This is a genomic window from Paracoccus actinidiae (assembly GCF_030863885.1).
GTDB classification, from domain to species: Bacteria; Pseudomonadota; Alphaproteobacteria; order Rhodobacterales; family Rhodobacteraceae; genus Paracoccus; species Paracoccus everestensis.
The window spans coordinates 3491238-3509376 of record NZ_CP132956.1; the positions used below are offsets into that span (position 1 = coordinate 3491238).

Below are 18139 nucleotides of genomic sequence, written 5' to 3' on the forward strand. Positions count from 1 at the left end.
CATGACCGATCACTCCCCCGTCCGCTATCGCCGGGAAGGCCAGATCGCCTTCATCGACATCGATAATCCACCCGTCAACGCCCTTTCGGCGGCGGTGCGGCAGGGGCTGGCCGCGGCCATGGCGCAGCTCGGCCAGGACAACGACGCGCAGATTGCCGTGCTGTCCTGCGCGGGGCGGACCTTCATTGCAGGGGCCGACATCTCGGAATTCGGAAAGCCTCCGGTGACCCCCTTCCTGCCGGATGTCGTCGCCCTGATCGAGGCTTCGGAAAAGCCCATCGTCGCGGCGCTGCACGGAACCGTCCTTGGCGGCGGGTTGGAGGTCGCCCTGGGCGCCCATTACCGCGTTGCGCTTCCGGGCACGCGGATGGGCCTGCCCGAGGTTACGCTGGGCCTTCTGCCCGGCGCCGGCGGCACGCAGCGTTTGCCGCGCCTGGTAGGGGCCGATGCCGCCATTGACCTCATCACCTCGGGCCGCCAGGTTGATGCGCGCAAGGCGCTTGAACTGGGGCTGATCGACGCTCTTGCCGAAGACACCGATCCCCGCGCCGCCGGAGAGACAGGCGCCCTCCGCCTGCTGAGCGATGGCGTCGGCCACCGCCGCCTGTCCGAGATCCCTGCACCCCAAGTCGATGCAGACATGATTGACGCATGGCGCGCCAAGGTTGCGAAATCCGCGCGCGGCCAGGTCGCGCCCCTTCGTGCCCTCGACACGATCGTGAATGGCCTGACCCTGCCTTTCGAAAAGGGCATGGCGCAGGAACGCCAAGCCTTTCTGGACCTGATGCAGACCTCCGAACGCGCGGCGCTGATCCATGCCTTCTTCGCGGAACGCCGCGCGGCGCAGCAGGACGACCTGGCGGGCGCAGCCCCCCGGTCCGTCAGCCGCGTTGGTATCGTCGGCGGCGGCACGATGGGGCAGGGGATCGCTGCATCGGCCCTGACGGCGGGACTGGACGTCACGCTGGTGGAACGCGACGAGGCTTCTGCCGCCAAGGCCGCCGCGGGTATCGGCAAGATGCTGGAGGGCGCGGTCAAGCGCGGCAAGCTGGATGCGGAAGCCGCCAGCCGGATGCAGTCGCAGGCTTTCCGCGCCGTCTCGTACTATGACCCTCTGGCCCAGGTCGATCTGGTGATCGAGGCCGTCTTCGAAAGCCTTGAGGTCAAGCAGGAGGTGTTCCGCACGCTGGACCGCATCTGCCGGCCTGGCGCGGTGCTGGCCACCAACACGTCTTATCTGGACGTGAATCTGGTCGCGGGCGCCACGACCCGGCCGCAGAACGTGATCGGCCTGCATTTCTTCTCGCCTGCCAATGTCATGCGGCTGCTGGAGATCGTGGTGGCCGACCAGACCGCCCCCGATGTGACGGCGACGGCCTTCGCCCTGGCCAGGAAGATGGGCAAGATCGGCGTGCGGTCCGGGGTCTGTGACGGCTTTATCGGCAACCGCATGATGCTGGCCTATCGCACGGCGGCCGATCATCTGGTGTTGGACGGCGCATCGCCCTATCAGGTCGATCAGGCGGTGGTGGCCCTGGGCTTTCCGATGGGCCCCTATCAGGTCGGTGATCTGGCAGGGCTGGACATCGGCTATGCCACCCGGCAGCGCAAGGCGCCGACGCGTGATCCGCGCGAACGCATGCCGGTCTTTGCGGACCGGCTGGTGGAATCAAGCCGTCTCGGGCGCAAGTCCGGGCGCGGTTATTACATCTATGACGAGGCCAGCCCACAAGGCCGCCCCGACCCGGAAATGGACGGGATGCTGGCCGACATCCGCACCGGCCTGGGCATCACCCCACGCGACTTCTCGACCGAGGAGATCCAGGACCGCTACATGGCGGCCATGGTGAATGAAGGCGCGAAGATCCTTGAAGAAGGCATCGCCGCGCGGGCGTCCGATATCGACGTGGTGTTGCTGCACGGCTATGGCTTTCCTCGGTGGAAGGGCGGGCCGATGCATTGGGCGGACGCGACCGGGCTGGACCGGATCGCCGCCGATATCGCGCGGTACGCCGCAGAAGACCCCTATTTCTGGCAGCTCTCACCTTTGTTGGCGCGGCTTGCCGCCGAAGGCGGGACGCTGGCCAAATCCAAGACCGGAAAGGATGCAGCATGACAGATGCAGTCATCGTCTCGACCGCCCGCACGGGCATTGGCAAGGCCGCGCGCGGCAGCCTTAACCTGACGCATGGGGCCACGATGGGGGGCCATGTCGCGGCCGCCGCGATCGAGCGTGCGGGCATCGATCCTGCGCTGATCGAGGACAGCATCTGGGGTTGCGGCTATCCCGAATACGTCACCGGCGGCAACATCGCCCGCCAGATCGTGATCCGCGCCAGCCTGCCGGTCAGCGTGGCGGGCACCACCGTCAACCGGTTCTGCGCCTCCGGCCTCCAGGCGCTTGCCATGGCCGCGCATATGGTCCGGCAGGAAGGCGCGCGGGCCGTGCTGGCGGGTGGGGTTGAATCCATCAGCCTGGTCCAGCCGCCGCCCCGCCATTCACGCGAGGCCTGGATCGAAGCGCACAAGCCTGACCTCTATCTGCCGATGATCGACACGGCCGACAACGTTGCCGCCCGCTATGGCGTCAGTCGTGCGGCGCAGGACGAATATGCGCTGCGGTCCCAGCAGCGCATCGCGGCCGCACAGACGGCCGGGCTGTTCGCGGACGAGATTGTGCCGATGCAGGTGACCCGCGCCGTGACCGATAAGGCTAGCGGAGAAACCCGGCACGAGGCGTTCACGTTGGAGGCGGACGAATGCAACCGCCCCTCGACCACGCTTGACGGGTTGGCGGGGCTGAAGCCCGTGAAGGGCGGGGACAAGTTCGTCACCGCAGGCAATGCATCGCAGCTTTCTGACGGGGCGGCGGCGCTGATGGTCATGGACGGCGATCTGGCCGCGCGCGAGGGTCTGACGCCGTTGGGCGCATTGCGCGGCTTCGCCGTAGCAGGTTGCGAGCCCGACGAGATGGGGATCGGCCCGGTCTTTGCCGTGCCGCGCCTGCTGGAACGTGCCGGTTTGACCGTAGCCGACATCGACCTGTGGGAACTGAACGAGGCCTTCGCCAGCCAAGCGCTGTACTGCCGCGACCGGCTTGGCATCGACCCCGAGAAATACAACGTCAACGGCGGTTCCATCGCGATCGGCCACCCATTTGGCATGACTGGCGCGCGGACGGCCGGACACCTGTTGCTGGAAGGGCGGCGGCGGGGCGCGAAATGGGGCGTCGTCACCATGTGCATAGGCGGCGGCCAAGGTGCTGCCGGCCTGATCGAAATATTCTGAGGATACGCGACATGGACATGAGCTTTTCCCCCCAGGACCAGGCTTTCCGCGCCGAGGTCCGCCAGTTCCTGCAGGACCGGCTGCCCCAGCGGCTGTCCGAGAAGGTCCGCCTGTTCCAGGAACTGACCAAGGCCGAGATCGAGGAATGGCACGCCGTCCTGAACGAAAAGGGCTGGCTGGCCGGCAATTGGCCGCGTGGCTTTGGCGGCGCGGGCTGGTCCGCGATCCAGCGCCACATCTTCGAGGAGGAAAGCGCGCTTGCCCATGCGCCGCGCATCCTGCCCTTCGGCATTGCGATGCTGGGGCCGGTCCTGCAAAAGTTCGGCAGCAAGGAACAGCAGGACCGCTTCCTGCCGCGTATCCTGGACGGGCAGGACTGGTGGTGCCAGGGCTATTCCGAGCCGGGTTCCGGTTCCGATCTGGCCTCGGTCAAGGCCACGGCGGTGCGTGACGGCGATCATTACGTGGTAAACGGCCAGAAGACCTGGACCACACTGGGCCAGCACGCCAACTGGATCTTCTGCCTGGTCAGGACCGATCCGACCGCCAAGGCGCAGGAAGGCATCAGCTTCCTGCTGGTCGACCTGAGATCGCCGGGCATCACCGTGCGGCCCATCGTGCTGCTGGACGGCAACCCCGAGGTGAACGAAGTCTTTTTCGACGACGTCCGCGTCCCTGCCGAAAACCTGGTGGGCGAGGAGAACAAGGGCTGGACATACGCCAAGTATCTGTTGACTCATGAACGCACCAATATCGCGGGCGTGGGCTTTGCGACCGCCGGCCTTGCCGCGCTGAAGCGCATCGCGCGCGGCCAGATCTCGGGCGGCAAGCCGCTGTCGCAGAACCCGCTTTTCGCCGCCCAGATTGCGCTGGTCGAAATCGACCTGATGGCGATGGCCACGACCAATCTGCGGCTGCTGGCCCAGGCCGCGGCGGGGCAGGTGCCTGGCGCCGAAAGCTCGATGCTGAAGCTGAAGGGCACCCAGATCCGACAGGCGATCAACGATCTGACGCGCCGCGCCGTTGGTCCCTGGGCCTTGGCCTTCCCGTCCGAGGGTCTGGAGGGCGCGAACGACGACCTGCCGCCCGGCCCGCCCGAGGCTGCGGGCGCCACGCGTGCCTATCTGAACAACCGCAAGCTGTCGATCTATGGCGGCTCGAACGAAATCCAGCGGGGGATCATCGCGAAATCCCTGCTGGGCCTCTGAAGGGGATCGGCTGATGGACTTTGGCTTTACCGATGAACAGACCATGCTGGGCGACAGCCTGGCCCGGACGCTGGAACGTAGCACTGATGCGAGCGCCCTGTTCGAACTGGGCGCGGGCGCCGCGCTGATGACGGAAGACGCAGGCGGCTTCGGCGGCACCGGGCCGGACATCCTGATGGTGTTCCGCACCCTGGGCCGCGCCGGTGCTGTCACACCGCTGATAGACAGCGTAGTCCTGGGCGCGGGCATCTTGTCAGCCGCCGGAGAGAACGATCTGGCCGAGGCCGCCGTTGGGGGCGAGGCCCGCATCGCCGTCGCGCTTGACGAACCCGGCCAGCGATATGAGGGCACGATTGCCACGACCGCCGCCAATGGCCGGTTGACCGGCGAGAAATCGGTGGTCCAGGGCGCCGAGGACGCGACGCATCTGATCGTGCGGGCGAGCGATGGCCTTTACGTGGTCGAGGCGGGTGCTGAGGGCCTGAGCCTGCGCGGCTATGCCCTTATGGACGGCGGCCGCGCGGCCGAGGTGTCGCTGAAGGACGTGTCCGCCCGCCGCATTGGCGATGCGGATCTGCTGCACCGTCCGATGGCCGCCGCGATCCTGGCGGTGTGCGCAGATGCCCTGGGGGTGATGGAGAAGGCGGTCGATCTGACGACCGACTACCTCAAGACCCGCAAGCAGTTCGGCCGCGCTATCGGGTCGTTCCAAGCGATCCAGCACCGCATGGCCGACCTGCTGACCGAAGTCGAGCAGGCCCGTTCCGCCGTCTGGAACCTGGCCGGAAACCTGGACGGCCCCGACCGGGACCGCCATGTCGCCGCGACCAAGTCGCTGGTGGGCCGCACCGCGCGCCTGGTGGCCGAGGAAACGATCCAGCTTCATGGCGGCATTGGCATGACCGAGGAATACGAACTGGCCCCGATGGCCCGCCGCCTGCTGGCCGCTGACGCCCGCTTCGGCGACAGCGACCATCACCTGGAACGCTTCATCGCGATCTGCGCGGCATGACCCACGCGCCGGGCATCATCGTCGCCGAAACCGGCGCGCAGCGTCTGGTCGGCTATGTGTTGGACGTGGGCCAGCCCGACAGGCGCGCCCGCTGCCGATTGGTGGTGGACGATCGGCACACCAACCGGCACGGCGTGCTGCACGGGGGCATCGCGGCGATGCTGCTGGATAATGCCTGCGGCGCCACCGCCAGCCTGACGCTGGACGACAGCGGGCGACGGCCGTTCCTGACGATTTCGCTGAACATCGACTTCGTCAGCGCAGGCCGGCCGGGCGAGGTGACTGCGACCGGCCGCATCGTCGGCGGCGGGCGCAGCCTGCTGTTCGTGGCGGGCGAACTGGTCCACGAGGACGGCACATTGATCGCGACGGCCAGCGGCGTCTTCAAGCGGGTCCCCGCCACGGCGGGTGACGCGTGATGGCCGCCGAAGCCCGGGCCGTGGTCGAGGACCGCGGCGATCACATGCTGGTCACGCTGTCCAACCCGCAGCGCCGCAATGCCCTGTCGCCCGCCATGTATGCGGATCTGCGCGCGGCGCTGGATCAGGCAGCGGCGGACGACCGTATTGGCGCGGTCGTGCTGACCGGCGCGAGCGGCTATTTCTGCGCCGGGGGCGATCTCAACGCCCTGGCCGAACGCGCCGCACTCAGCCGGGAAGAACGCCGCACGCGGATCGAGGATCTGCACGCCACCATTCGGGCCATCCGTGCCTGTTCCCGTCCGGTGATCGCCGCGGTCGAAGGAGGAGCCGCAGGCGCTGGCTTTTCCATCGCGCTGGCCTGCGACCTGCTGGTGGCCGCCGAAGACGCAAGCTTTGCCGCCGCCTATGTCCGCGTCGGGCTGGTTCCGGACGGGGGGCTGACCGCATCGCTGGCACGCCGGGTTCCCGCGTCGCTTGCCGCGCGCCTGTGCCTGACCGGGGATCCGGTCGGTGCCCCGGTGCTGGCGGGGATGGGCGTGGTGACCGACCTGTGCGCACCGGGCCAGGCCCATGCCGACGCCGCCCGGCTGGCCGCGCGCCTTGCACGGGGCCCTGCCGGGGCACAGGCCGCCATCAAGCGCCTGCTGGCCGACGCCTATGCGGGCGATTTCGACGCGCAGATGCAGCGCGAGCGGGACGCGATGGCCGATGCCCTAGCCTCACCCGAGGCCGCCGCCGGGATCAGGGCCCGGCTTGACCGCACCGTGCCCGACTTCGGACGCGGCGCGCCCCGTCGGCCGGTCGGGGTCCAGGAGGAGGAGACCAACCAATGAGCACCACGCGCATCCATCATCTGCTTGCGGCACAGGCCGACGCCCGGCCCAATGCTCCGGCGCTATGCGACCACGACGGTCGCAACTTCACCTATGCCCAACTGGCAGGGATCACCCTGCAACTGGCCGGAGACCTGGCGGTCCGCGGTCTAGGGGCGGGCGACCGGCTGCTGATCGTGGCCGAAAACTGCGCAGCGCTGATCGGCATGATCCAGGCGGCCTCGCATCTGGATGCGGTCGCGGTCCCGGTGAATGCGCGCATGACCGGGCTGGAATTGCTGCGCATCGCCCAGCACACGGATCCGCGTCTGACAGTCTATCTGTCGAATGTATCGCCCCAGGCGTGGGCACATGGAGACGCGGCGGATGCCACCCCGTGGGAAACCCCGCTTGGCATGGTTGCGATCAGTGCGACCCGGTCCGAGGCGACGCCGGAACCTGTATCGCCGGATGCAGCGCAGGTTGCGGTGATCCTGTACACGACGGGTTCCACAGGCACGCCCAAGGGGGTGATGCTGTCGCATGGGAACCTGCTGTTCGGGGGCCAGACCTCGGCCCGCATGCGGGAAATGGCGTCGGACGACCTGATCCTGGGCGCGCTGCCGATCACGCATGTCTTTGGACTGACCTCGATGATGATCGCGTCGATGGCTGCGGGCGCGCAACTGTGGCTGTTCCCGCGTTTTTCGACCGGAGCGGTGGTGGACGCGCTGCAGGCGGGCGTCAGCGTGCTGCCGGCGGTTCCGCAGATGCACGCGCTGATCATGGAGGAGGCCGCCGCGCGCGGCATCGACCGCCTGCCGCCGGGTCGGCTTCGCTATGTATCGTCTGGGGCGGCGCCGCTCGATCCCGACTGGAAGCGGCGTGCGGAAGATTTCTATGGTGTGCCGCTGCAGAACGGCTATGGCCTGACTGAAACGACGGCGGGCGTGACGCTGACCACCAACCCGATCGGCGTGCCTGATGTCAGCGTCGGCCCCGCTCTGCCGGGGGTGGATCTGCGCCTGCGCGACGTGGGCGCCGACGGCGTGGGCGAGATCCAGACCCGCGGCCCGCATGTCATGCCCGGCTATTTCCGCAACCCGGAAGCCACCGCCGCCGCCTTCGACCCCGAGGGGTTCCTGTGCACCGGCGATCTGGGCCGGCTGGACTCGGCGGGCAACCTGCACGTGGCGGGGCGCGCGCGAGAATTGATCATCCGGGGCGGCTTCAACGTCTATCCGCCCGAGGTCGAGGCGGCCCTGAACGATCATCCCCGCGTCATCCAGACTGCGGTGATCGGCCGCCGGATCGAGGGCGGTAACGAAGAGGTTCTGGCCTTTTGCCAGACCGACGATCCCAGCCGCCTTTGCGAGGCCGAGCTGCGCGCCCATGCCGCCGAACGGCTGTCAGCCTACAAACGCCCGTCGCGCATCATCGTGGCGACTGCGTTGCCGACTTCGCCCAATGGGAAAATTCTCAAGCAGAAACTGATCGAGACGTTTCAGGACGTTCTGAACGGGAAAGAAGAGCAGCCATGACCGACACCAATCATCCCGCCCGCGAGTCGATGGAGTATGACGTCGTGATCGTTGGGGCGGGGCCTTCGGGCTTGTCCGCAGCGATCCGGCTCAAGCAGATCGATCCTGACCTGTCGGTGGTGGTCCTGGAGAAGGGGTCCGAGGTCGGCGCCCATATCCTGTCGGGGGCGGTGCTGGACCCGGTGGGGCTGGACCGGCTGATCCCCGACTGGCGCGAGAAGGGCGCCCCGGTCAGGACCGCCGTCACCGACGACAACTTCTATGTGCTGGGCGAGGGGGGCCAGGTGCGGGTGCCCAACTGGCCGATGCCGCGGCTGATGAACAACCACGGCAATTACATCGTCTCGATGGGCAGCGTGTGCCGCTGGCTGGCCGAGCAGGCCGAGGAGTTGGGCGTCGAGATCTTCCCCGGCATGGCGGCCAGCCAGGTCGTCTGGGCCAGGAACGAAGATGGCACCGATCGCGTGCGTGGCGTGGTCGCGGGCGAGATGGGGCTGCAGTCCGACGGCACCCCCGGCCCGCATTACGAGCCCGGCATGGAATTGCACGGCAAGTATGTCTTCATCGGCGAGGGCGTGCGCGGGTCGCTGGCGAAAGAGATCATCAACCGCCTGAACCTGTCTGACGGCCACGAGCCGCAGAAATACGGCCTGGGCATGAAGGAGATCTGGGAGGTCAGCCCCGAGAAGTTCCAGAAGGGCCGGGTGGTCCACACGATGGGCTGGCCCTTGGGCAAGAACGCCGGCGGCGGCTCGTTCATCTATCACTACGAGGACAACCTGGTGATGGTGGGCTTCGTGGTCCACCTGAACTACGAGAACCCGTATCTCTATCCCTACATGGAGTTCCAGCGCTTCAAGCACCACCCGATGGTGGCCGAGCTGCTGGAGGGCGGCAAGCGCTGATGGTGGGCTTCGTGGTGCACCTGAACTACGAGAACCCGTATCTCTATCCCTACATGGAGTTCCAGCGCTTCAAGCACCACCCGATGGTGGCCGAGCTGCTGGAGGGGGGCAAGCGCATCTCCTATGGCGCCCGTGCGATCTCCGAAGGCGGCTACCAGTCGCTGCCGGAGCTGAGCTTCAACGGCGGCGTGCTCCTGGGCTGCTCGGCGGGCATGGTCAACGTGCCGCGCATCAAGGGCAACCACAACGCGATGATCTCGGGGATCGAGGCGGCGGAAGCGGCGGCGGCGGCGATTGCCGCGGGCCGCGAGGGCGACCGGCTGAGCGACTATGACACTGCCGTGCGCACCGGCGCCATCGGCCAGGACCTGAAGAAGGTCCGCAACGTCAAGCCCGCCTGGTCGCGCTATGGGTTGTGGCCGTCGCTGATCCTCGGCGGCATGGACATGTGGGGGGCAGGCCTGACGGGCCGCAACATCCTGCGGACCTGGAAGCACGGCAAGACGGATGCCGAGGCCACCGGCAAGGCCGCCAAGTTCAAGCCCATCGACTATCCCAAGCCCGACGGCAAGCTCAGCTTTGACCGGCTGACCAACGTGGCGTTCTCCTTCACCAACCACGAGGAAAGCCAGCCCTGCCACCTGCGGCTGAAGGATCCCACAATCCCGATCCGGGTGAACCTGCCCGAATACGCCGAACCCGCGCAGCGCTACTGCCCCGCCGGCGTCTATGAGGTCGTGGAGGACGCATCGGGCCCGCGCTTCGTGATCAACTTCCAGAACTGTGTCCACTGCAAGACCTGCGACATCAAGGATCCCAGCCAGAACATCGTCTGGACCACCCCGCAAGGCGGCGACGGACCAAACTACCCGAATATGTGATGAAAGGGGCGGGGGCGGGATAATCTGGCCGATCTTGGCATGCAGCTTTTCGACCTCACCCGCGGAAATCGTCGGCTCAGCGGTGTCCTTGCCGCCAAAGGCCGAGGCCATGTTCTCGATCGCAGTTCTCTTCCAGCCCGTGATCATGGTGGGGTGGATGTCATACTTCTTGGCCAACTCGGCCGTCGTCAGGTCCTCGCGGAGGGCCTCCAACGCCACCTTCGCTTTGAACTCGGCCGAATAGCGCTTCCGTTTCGTCATGCAGATCAGTCCTTCGTCAATCGCCAGAGCTTAGCGACTGGTTCGAATTCCTGCGACCACCTCTTCCTCGCGGAGGGCCTCCAACGCCACCTTCGCTTTGAACTCGGCCGAATAGCGCTTCCGTTTCGTCATGCAGATCAGTCCTTCGTCAATCGCCAGAGCTTAGCGACTGGTCCGAATTCCTGCGACCACCTCTAAGTAGGACGCAAGCCGAATACTTCATCTGGAGCTTATAGTGCTGCTAGTTCCACTGTTTGCGGAGTGTACTTGGCCCTGATCATTTCTACCAACGTTTTAGAATACTCTGTCTCATCGCCTAATGTCGACATGATGGAGCCAGCCGGAAGGTTAGCTTTAGAAAGGGAACTGCCTGGTTCCACCAGAGCCCAGATGGGCTGATCAGCGCCAAGGTAATCGCTTAGTTTTGAAGGCAGATAGGGATTCACCGGCTTGATGCCTGCAGTCACTGCGTCATTTACCAAGAGGTAGTCCATGCTGCGGAACGACGCGAGGCAGTCAAAGTAGGGCAAGCTTGGATGGACTTGCACGAGAGCTGAAATACCAAAAGCATTTACCTCTTCAACAAGAGCACTTGCATCAGATGATACGACGTGAAGGACTACGCCGTCGACGCCCTGCGCCGATATGTGCTTCAGTGCGACCAAGACCTCTCGAAGACCTCGGGTAGCGTAGAACGATCCAAAGAAGCCTATATTGACCTTGGTCATATCCACGCTGACGCTCGCTCTACCCATCGAGTAGTATTCCGATGGCAGGGAAGGGTGTGGGCATATCATCGAGATGCTCATCGCTCGATCACGTACCGTCTGCAACCACGGCTGTGAGAGCATATAGTGACGCTGGTCTTCATTGGTAAAAACGATCTCGTCTGCCAAGATATAAGGCAGAAGCTCAGCAAGGCGGAAGATCTGGCTAGTACTTGCGTGGTCGGGAGCCAACTTCTCGATTGCCTCAAGAAGGCCTAGGGATGTCAACCAATCCGGCGGAACATCGCCTTTCCGCTCTTCCCCGTGGATATCAAGCACGAGTGGATCGGAGAACTCGGCGGTCCACATGACATGGGGATTATTTACTTTGATAAGTGCCGCCGCAAAAGAAGACGCTGCCCACATCGATCGAGAATAAATTTTCGAAGGAGTTTTAGTCTTGGGAATTGCCTGGAAGCTCTTAAGGGATTGTTCAGCGAATTCCCGAATTGGCCTTTCATGTGCGAAGGACACAGAAGTCTTCAGTTCGACATGTGAGGCCAAGTATGGGACGATTACATTATAAAGTTCAGCACTACGGCTTCTCCTATCACCCATATCATTAGAAATGACGCGAACTGGCCACTGCCAGCCAATGATTCTCTTTGTCATAACAATGGCGGAGGTGTCGTTGAATGGGGGAAAGCAGTAGCTAATAACCAATGTGTCAGCCAAGCGGTCGTTCACCATCTTTATGATATCCTCGCGTATGCAAAGTCTTCTGCATTCGCTCAGGAAATCTCTGTACCGCTCTTTGTATTTTCTAAGAAAGCTAATAATGAATCCGCTCTGACCCGCATAACGCGATTGCAAGAACGTTTTGCATTCTGCATCTATGGTGGATGCTACCAAGCCTTCCATTTTCTGAATGCGCAGTAGCACCTCTAGACGTTCTGTCACCGCAAAGGAGAAATCGTCGGTGCGCCGGGAAACTGATCCTTGCCTGACCTCACGATAGTACACTGCCTCATCTATATCCTCAGGAACATAGAGGTTAAGGTGATGCTTGACGATCACCTCCGTCCAGAAGACCACATCCTCCCCGCTGTGCAGATCAACATCGAAATCAAAATATAGGAGACACGCCGTAGGCGCGAGCTTGGCGCATGTCATGGACAGAATACTGCGGACGTAGAAGGGACGCGAGATGTGGTTGCTGCCTTCGGTTTCTACAGCCTGCCGCACTTGGTCGGAAATAGGTGAGGGCCGCTGTCCAGCCTCATCGAAGTCAATGATTTTTGCGAACACCAATCGGTTTGGCTCTGCGTGCTGCAGCAGGACGCTGATGTACTGCGGCGAAATATAGTCGTCGTCGTCGAGATAGGTGCAATAGGCAAAGCGAGCATGGCGTAATCCAATATTCCGCGCGTTTGAAGCTCCTGCCGTTTTAGTCCTTAAAAAGGTAATTTGTAATTCGCTGTGGTGCTTCTGGTACTCCGCCACCACGTCTGGCGTTTTATCTAAGGGGCCATTCGAGACGATAACAACTTCGAAGTTGGCCCTGTCCTCAGTCTGATCTAACAAGCTGTCCAACGCGCGGGAAATCCGACCGGCCCCTTTAAAGGTAGGCAAAATGATGGATACGCCGAATGGTCGCTCTTGGGTTTGCTCAGAAAATATCTCTGAAGTATCTAATTCTAAGCTGCCAGCATGACGTCTCAAAGTGGCAGACGATTTAATGCGCCCATAAGATTGAAGAGCATCCGCGGCAATCAGAAGCATCTCTTTCTTAGTATTATCATCCATAATAAAGAGGATTCCTTATGTAAATTATGCCACCGTTTGGCTTAATATTCCAAGTTTCCGAGAGGCATATAATAGGTTCTTTAACATCTAAAGATCTAGTATCCTGAGTTTTCATGAACTTTGAAATCGACGTGAACTCGGTTCGGCAGGCAAAAATCAAGCAGGCGATTTCTGGCTTCAGAACTATTTAAATCCTCAATATCAAAAATATGCAGATTATTGGGGTATTGAGCGGCGAAGTGCTCTGCCTTCTCATAGTACAGGTCGTAGTAACTAGCGATATGCGCCTCCAGCTCCTCTTCCAGCATCCCCTCAAATGTTGGAAAGCACCGGTCCCAAATTGCATCTCGGCGCCAACGCTTGTCTTTCTGCGACGACCAATGATTGCGCGGCACGGCAGAGGCTGGCTGTGCCAGCTTCATTGCAAAACTCGCTATCACCTCTGCTCGGTTCCGGCGCAGGCACGGAAAGCGCAATCCCGGCCACCGGCCGATCATGAATGGCACATAAGGCAGGTAGTAACTACCAATATCGCCAATGGCGGATATTTTCGGCAAGCTGCGAGCACGCTGCAGCGGCGCATTGCGGTTTGGCACTACCAAATCCGCTGTAATGTCCAGCTCGCCGCCGCCTAGGATAGCGATGAAGTCCCGTATCAAGGATCCAATTGTTGCTTCGGCGCCCGACCAAGCCATGGCCGATGGGTTGAGTTCATGAAAGCAGACTGTTTCCGGCTGACCATTCAGAAGATTCCCTAGGGACAATGTTCCACACCGGCCAGAGCCCAGTCCGAACACAATACCCTCGCCTCTTTCCGCAGACGTTGATGTCTGTCGTAGACGGACTTCTGTGCCCATAAAACTTAAGTTCCTTCTTTATCATTTGCAACCATCATCTTGGCTGCGGACAGAGAGGCTGCCAATAAGGCTTTTAACCAATGGCGGAATCTACTTTAAGTTGCCTTTTGGGGTCTGTAGTCACCGCTCCCCGTAGGGTCAATTGGTTATGGTAATCTTGACACTGGTACACGGCTCTGTTGCACAAATCGTCTGATGGCCGGGGTTTCCCTTTCCCCGGACAGACTCATCCCACGGCTTCCGTGATGGGTATGCCGAGCGCGGTGAAGCCGTTCAGCACGGCGACACGGACCTGGAACTCTGCGGCCTGACGGTCGAAGTCCCGGGCGGTCAGCCGCTGGCCAAGTAGTTTGACATAATGTCGCATCTTGGTCTCTGCGCGGCTCCGGCGGTGATAGCCGCTCCATCGTCGCCAGATGGTCCGCCCGAAGCGCCGTGATGCGCGGAGGGCTTCGTTTCGTGCGATCGCTCCAGGGGTGTCAGGCTTCCAAGGCTTGGCGTTCTTGCGAGGCGGGATGATTGCCGCAGCGCCTCGGGCGGCGATGGCCTCGTGGCACTTGCGGGTGTCGAAGGCGCCATCGGCGGTGACAGTTGCGATCTCCTGATCGGGCAGGATCTGGTCCAGCAGTTCGGGCAATGAGGAGGGTCAGCAAACAGTCCGGGGGACTGTTTGCCCGACGAATGGCGCGTCGCCGACATCGCTGGTGGTGAACTCTGCCGCGCGGATCTCCAGCGTCTGCTCGTCAATTCCGATGTGGATCTTGCGCGAGACGCGCCGTTTCGCGCCGCCGTGCTTACGAGCGTTCCACTCGCCTTTGCCCTCGACCTTGATGCCGGTGCTGTCGACCAGCAGATGCAGCGGGCCTTCCGATCCGCGATAGGGGATGTTGACCTTCAGGGTCTTCTGGCGTCGGCTCAGCGTGCTGAAGTCGGGCACCGACCAGTCCAGGCCGATCAGCCGCAGCAGGCTCTCGACAAAGCCGCCTCGCCGTGGTCTCGGACCAGTGGCGTTTCCATGGCTCGATCTGGCGGAGCGCCATGCCAAACAACACCTTCATCGTCAGGCAGGTCTGGATTGCGGCATTGCTGTAGTCGGGCTGTCTGCCGCGCTTGCCGGTCGGCGCGGCATGCCAAGTCATGGTGGGATCGAACCAGATCGTAAGCGAGCCGCGGCGCTTCAGCGCTTCATTGTAGGCTGGCCAGTTCCTGGTCTTGTAGGCGGGGGGTGTGGGTCTGCTCATGCCACCCAGCTACCACGCTGGGTTCACACCATGAATCCCTCACTAGATTTGTGCAACAGAGCCCATTCAGACCTCCATTTTGGAAGCCTGAAGCAGAAATCAGATGGCATGTGAACCATGAATGTCCACGGGCCTTAGTTAGTCAGCTTACAGTCCGATCATGGGATCTAAAAACTAGGAGAATTACCAAGTGCTGGTGGCCGTTGCGTATCGGCCACCAGCGGAAATCACCATTCAGCGGAGATCAAACCAAGATAGCATCTTCAGACGACATCTCATGCCACGAGACCGAGACTGGATGCTCTGTTTTGAGAAGCGCGTACCAAACACCATTCCAAAGTGCCTTGCCCAGAACCTCATACCGTGATCCGGGATTGGTTTGGACAACCGTATGATTAGAAGGAACTCCCTCTTCATTGAATCCGTTTATAGTAAGAAAACTTTTGGTTGGTAACAGAGAGCGCGGCCTATTATAGTTACGTCTATCAATCTGACCAAAGGGATATATTTCTTGCGCCTTCTCTTTAAACCATAGCCCCTTATAAGGCCCCTCATCTTCTACGTACAGCCAAACGCCCGACTCGGTTTCCATCTTCGTTCGCGCGGCGAACGGAATAGTAATAGGACTTGTAACGTCAAAATCCAATCTGTGCATAATCTTAGTTGGAACACGAGTATTGTCTGCCTTAACCCCAGTATGCTTTCCAGGATTTATTATCATTAACCCACCACCCTGATAGTGGGGAAAGTCCTCTTCCAAGATGTCAGCAGAGCGCGAAAAGAAGCTATCACCTGTCAGAATATATAGATGCTCCAAAAGCGATATATGGGTAGAATGGTAATTTCGTATAAGAAGCCTGCTTCTTAGATCGTAATGAGATGACCAACTAGGATTTCTAAATTCTGAGATATATCTTCGCACAGTTGATAAAGCCCCACAGAATACTCTCCTCGCCGCTTCCGATTTGGTCAATCTCCAATACTCGAAGACGCCGAGTGCAGCGAAAATATGCCCATTCAAGACAAATTTATTATGCTCAGGATACGGGTACTCTTCTAGCCACAGGTATCCTGAAGAGTCGATGTGAATTACTCCTATATCTTTAGAAGAAAAACTTCTAAGGTAAAGGAAAGATTGGAAAACTCTTTCCGCAAAGGCCCTAAACTCGTCACTTCCAGTAAGCTCAGTATAGCGACATGCGAGTTGCAGCACCTGACCTTGGGCCATAGCTGAATACCAAGGCGGCTGAAGGTTATCCTGATGCCATGAAAAGCCAAAAGGAAAATATTTTGCTGATCTAAAGGATACTGCGTACTTGTCCAGATGGAGAAGTGTATGCAGCACCTGACCTTGGGCCATAGCTGAATACCAAGGCGGCTGAAGGTTATCCTGATGCCATGAAAAGCCAAAAGGAAAATATTTTGCTGATCTAAAGGATACTGCGTACTTGTCCAGATGGAGAAGTGTAGCACGGGCATGTTCAGCCGCATGATTTCTGTCATTATCAGACAATTTTGAATTATTAATATTGTTTAGTAATTTTAATGCAATTTGAGCCTGTAGAACAGGGTGATCATAGGCTATATCAGAAATAACTCGAAGCGGAACACCTCCCTGAGTATAATCTATAGTAGAACTGGGTGCTGGCAAGGAAGCTTTGTACGAGCTATAATAAAACAGCCAGTTAGACGGAACGTGATCGATTGCTTCCATATCGATCTGAAATTTGTAGTCGTATATTGATCCGCTAGCGCATGAATCTTCTATTAAATTTATGCGCTTCTTAGCCATGTCAAAAGAAAGGTTGATGAGTTCGTCCATCCTCTTAATTGGAGGCCTGCTGTGTCCATCGGCGTCAAAATCTGATATGAAAAGACCCTGTTGATTGAAGGATCGACCATTTTGCAACCGGACGCCTTGAGATTCAGAAAATCGCTTCCAATGTTTTTTAACATGATCAACGTCGCCAGTATTTTGATAATATATATAATGGTTTAAATGACGGCCTTCAGAGTAGTATTTAATCAAATCAGTACGGTTATCCATTTCCTTTTGACAAGCGTCCCAATCATCATTAAGGAAAACAGACTCTTTGAATTTTTTAGAGTGCGCTTCGGTGAAATCCCAAATATTAGATTGCGGTGAGAAGGCAATACTACAGGAGCCGTTCAGTCCTGCACCAATTGCCATCGCTGCAAATCCACCGCCGCTTGAACCCATCAGAACTATTTCATTAATTTCATTTACATGACGAACATGATTAATAAATTTAGCAATTTTCGAAATTAGATTACAATGAGGCGTTCCCAAATACCATGCGAGATTTAGATCGTGTGATAGCTCTAATGTTGTATCTGATATGAATAGTTTGTGCTCATCACGCCCTGCAAGCTGACCAAGCCATTCATACCTCGGTATTTCTATTTCACGTCTGTTAATCGCCCCATGGAAGGCTACTATCAATTTTTTAGAGCCAGCTTCGCCTGGGACGAGGAGCGCGTCTATGGGGAGATTTTCTCGAGACACTTCACTTCCAACGCGGAGACGATAACTATAACTTTTATATATGGGATAGCTAGAGGTAATAGACAGAGCCCTAATAATTGGCACAGAATGCCGAGAGTCGAAGTCTTTCATTTATATCTCGCATAGAGGCAAGTAAGACGCCTCGAATTTTTCAAGGTTAGACGTAGTACTCCCGTCTGACAGGAGCGATTGTTCGTTAGTTTAGAAGCAGAGGTTGGACTGCCCCCACCTAGTGGTTCGGGTTGATTGTTAGTGCATCCTCGGCTGCTGGTCTATCGGGATGACAGCTTCCGGCGCGGGCAGGCGGTATCCCAGGGGGCGGTGCGGCCTGACAGTGTTGTACAACTCAATCACAGAACGCCCACAGGACTGATGAGCGTGAGCTTCTCTATCCGTGGCATCCGTGGGCGGGCCGACGGGTTTATGTCCACGAGGTCGTTGAGAAGGCCAGCCAGCCGGCATTTCGTTGTAGCCTGACCGGCATTGCGTCCGATCGCTGGCTGGAGATCCCCGCGTGGATGTTTGATCGGGCCACCAGCCAATCCTGGCACCTCAGGTCTGCTCCGGTTGCGTCGATGGCGAGCTTGGCGGCGGTGCTGAACGACGCGGTGGCGGCTCGCGACAGGCCATCGGAATTGCGAGATTCGGGCGCAGCATCGAACTCCCTATCG

Annotated in this window: 10 protein-coding genes and 4 pseudogenes; 9 read left to right on the plus strand and 5 right to left on the minus strand. The window is 60.0% G+C overall.

Annotated elements, in window-relative coordinates:
- Position 1: 1 nt before the first annotated feature.
- The 9 genes and pseudogenes from Q5701_RS17470 to Q5701_RS17510 form a co-directional block, all read left to right on the plus strand.
- Complete coding sequence (locus Q5701_RS17470) at positions 2 to 2116, plus strand: 3-hydroxyacyl-CoA dehydrogenase NAD-binding domain-containing protein (protein ID WP_373568666.1); 2115 nt, start codon at positions 2 to 4, stop codon at positions 2114 to 2116.
- A complete protein-coding gene (locus tag Q5701_RS17475) occupies positions 2113 to 3288 on the plus strand; it encodes an acetyl-CoA C-acyltransferase (protein WP_306752259.1) in 1176 nt (391 codons plus the stop codon). Before Q5701_RS17470 ends, Q5701_RS17475 begins: the two co-directional genes overlap by 4 nt.
- Positions 3289 to 3299: 11 nt before the next feature.
- The gene (locus Q5701_RS17480) at positions 3300 to 4496 is read left to right on the plus strand and encodes an acyl-CoA dehydrogenase family protein (protein ID WP_306752260.1); all 1197 of its coding nucleotides are present in this window, start codon (positions 3300 to 3302) and stop codon (positions 4494 to 4496) included.
- Between the two features lie 13 nt (positions 4497 to 4509).
- Positions 4510 to 5508, plus strand: coding sequence for an acyl-CoA dehydrogenase family protein (locus tag Q5701_RS17485; protein WP_167623850.1), 999 nt, complete (start codon positions 4510 to 4512; stop codon positions 5506 to 5508).
- The gene (locus tag Q5701_RS17490) at positions 5505 to 5927 is read left to right on the plus strand and encodes a PaaI family thioesterase (RefSeq protein ID WP_306752261.1); all 423 of its coding nucleotides are present in this window, start codon (positions 5505 to 5507) and stop codon (positions 5925 to 5927) included. The genes Q5701_RS17485 and Q5701_RS17490 overlap by 4 nt, the downstream gene beginning before the upstream one ends.
- On the plus strand, positions 5927 to 6763 hold the full coding sequence (locus Q5701_RS17495) for an oxepin-CoA hydrolase, alternative type (protein WP_306752262.1): 837 nt from the start codon (positions 5927 to 5929) through the stop codon (positions 6761 to 6763). The genes Q5701_RS17490 and Q5701_RS17495 overlap by 1 nt, the downstream gene beginning before the upstream one ends.
- Positions 6760 to 8283, plus strand: coding sequence for a class I adenylate-forming enzyme family protein (locus Q5701_RS17500; protein WP_306752263.1), 1524 nt, complete (start codon positions 6760 to 6762; stop codon positions 8281 to 8283). Before Q5701_RS17495 ends, Q5701_RS17500 begins: the two co-directional genes overlap by 4 nt.
- A pseudogene (locus Q5701_RS17505) lies at positions 8280 to 9155 on the plus strand (NAD(P)/FAD-dependent oxidoreductase); the annotation flags it as partial. The gene Q5701_RS17500 and the pseudogene Q5701_RS17505, both read left to right, overlap by 4 nt.
- A 29-nt stretch (positions 9156 to 9184) precedes the next feature.
- Positions 9185 to 10069: pseudogene (locus Q5701_RS17510) on the plus strand (electron transfer flavoprotein-ubiquinone oxidoreductase); the annotation flags it as partial.
- A gap of 18 nt (positions 10070 to 10087) precedes the next feature.
- On the opposite strand, the pseudogene Q5701_RS17515 reads toward Q5701_RS17510, so the two are convergent.
- The 5 genes and pseudogenes from Q5701_RS17515 to Q5701_RS17535 all read right to left on the minus strand — a co-directional run.
- Positions 10088 to 10330, minus strand: a pseudogene (locus Q5701_RS17515) (transposase); the annotation flags it as partial.
- Between the two features lie 230 nt (positions 10331 to 10560).
- Positions 10561 to 12843: a glycosyltransferase gene (locus tag Q5701_RS17520; protein WP_306752264.1), complete on the minus strand. Its 2283-nt coding sequence runs from the start codon at positions 12841 to 12843 to the stop codon at positions 10561 to 10563.
- Between the two features lie 95 nt (positions 12844 to 12938).
- On the minus strand, positions 12939 to 13700 hold the full coding sequence (locus Q5701_RS17525; protein ID WP_306752265.1) for a hypothetical protein: 762 nt from the start codon (positions 13698 to 13700) through the stop codon (positions 12939 to 12941).
- A 226-nt stretch (positions 13701 to 13926) separates the two neighbouring features.
- Positions 13927 to 14941 (minus strand): annotated as a pseudogene (locus tag Q5701_RS17530) (IS5 family transposase).
- Between the two features lie 244 nt (positions 14942 to 15185).
- Complete coding sequence (locus Q5701_RS17535; protein ID WP_306752266.1) at positions 15186 to 17579, minus strand: D-glucuronyl C5-epimerase family protein; 2394 nt, start codon at positions 17577 to 17579, stop codon at positions 15186 to 15188.
- Between the last annotated feature and the right edge of the window lie 560 nt (positions 17580 to 18139).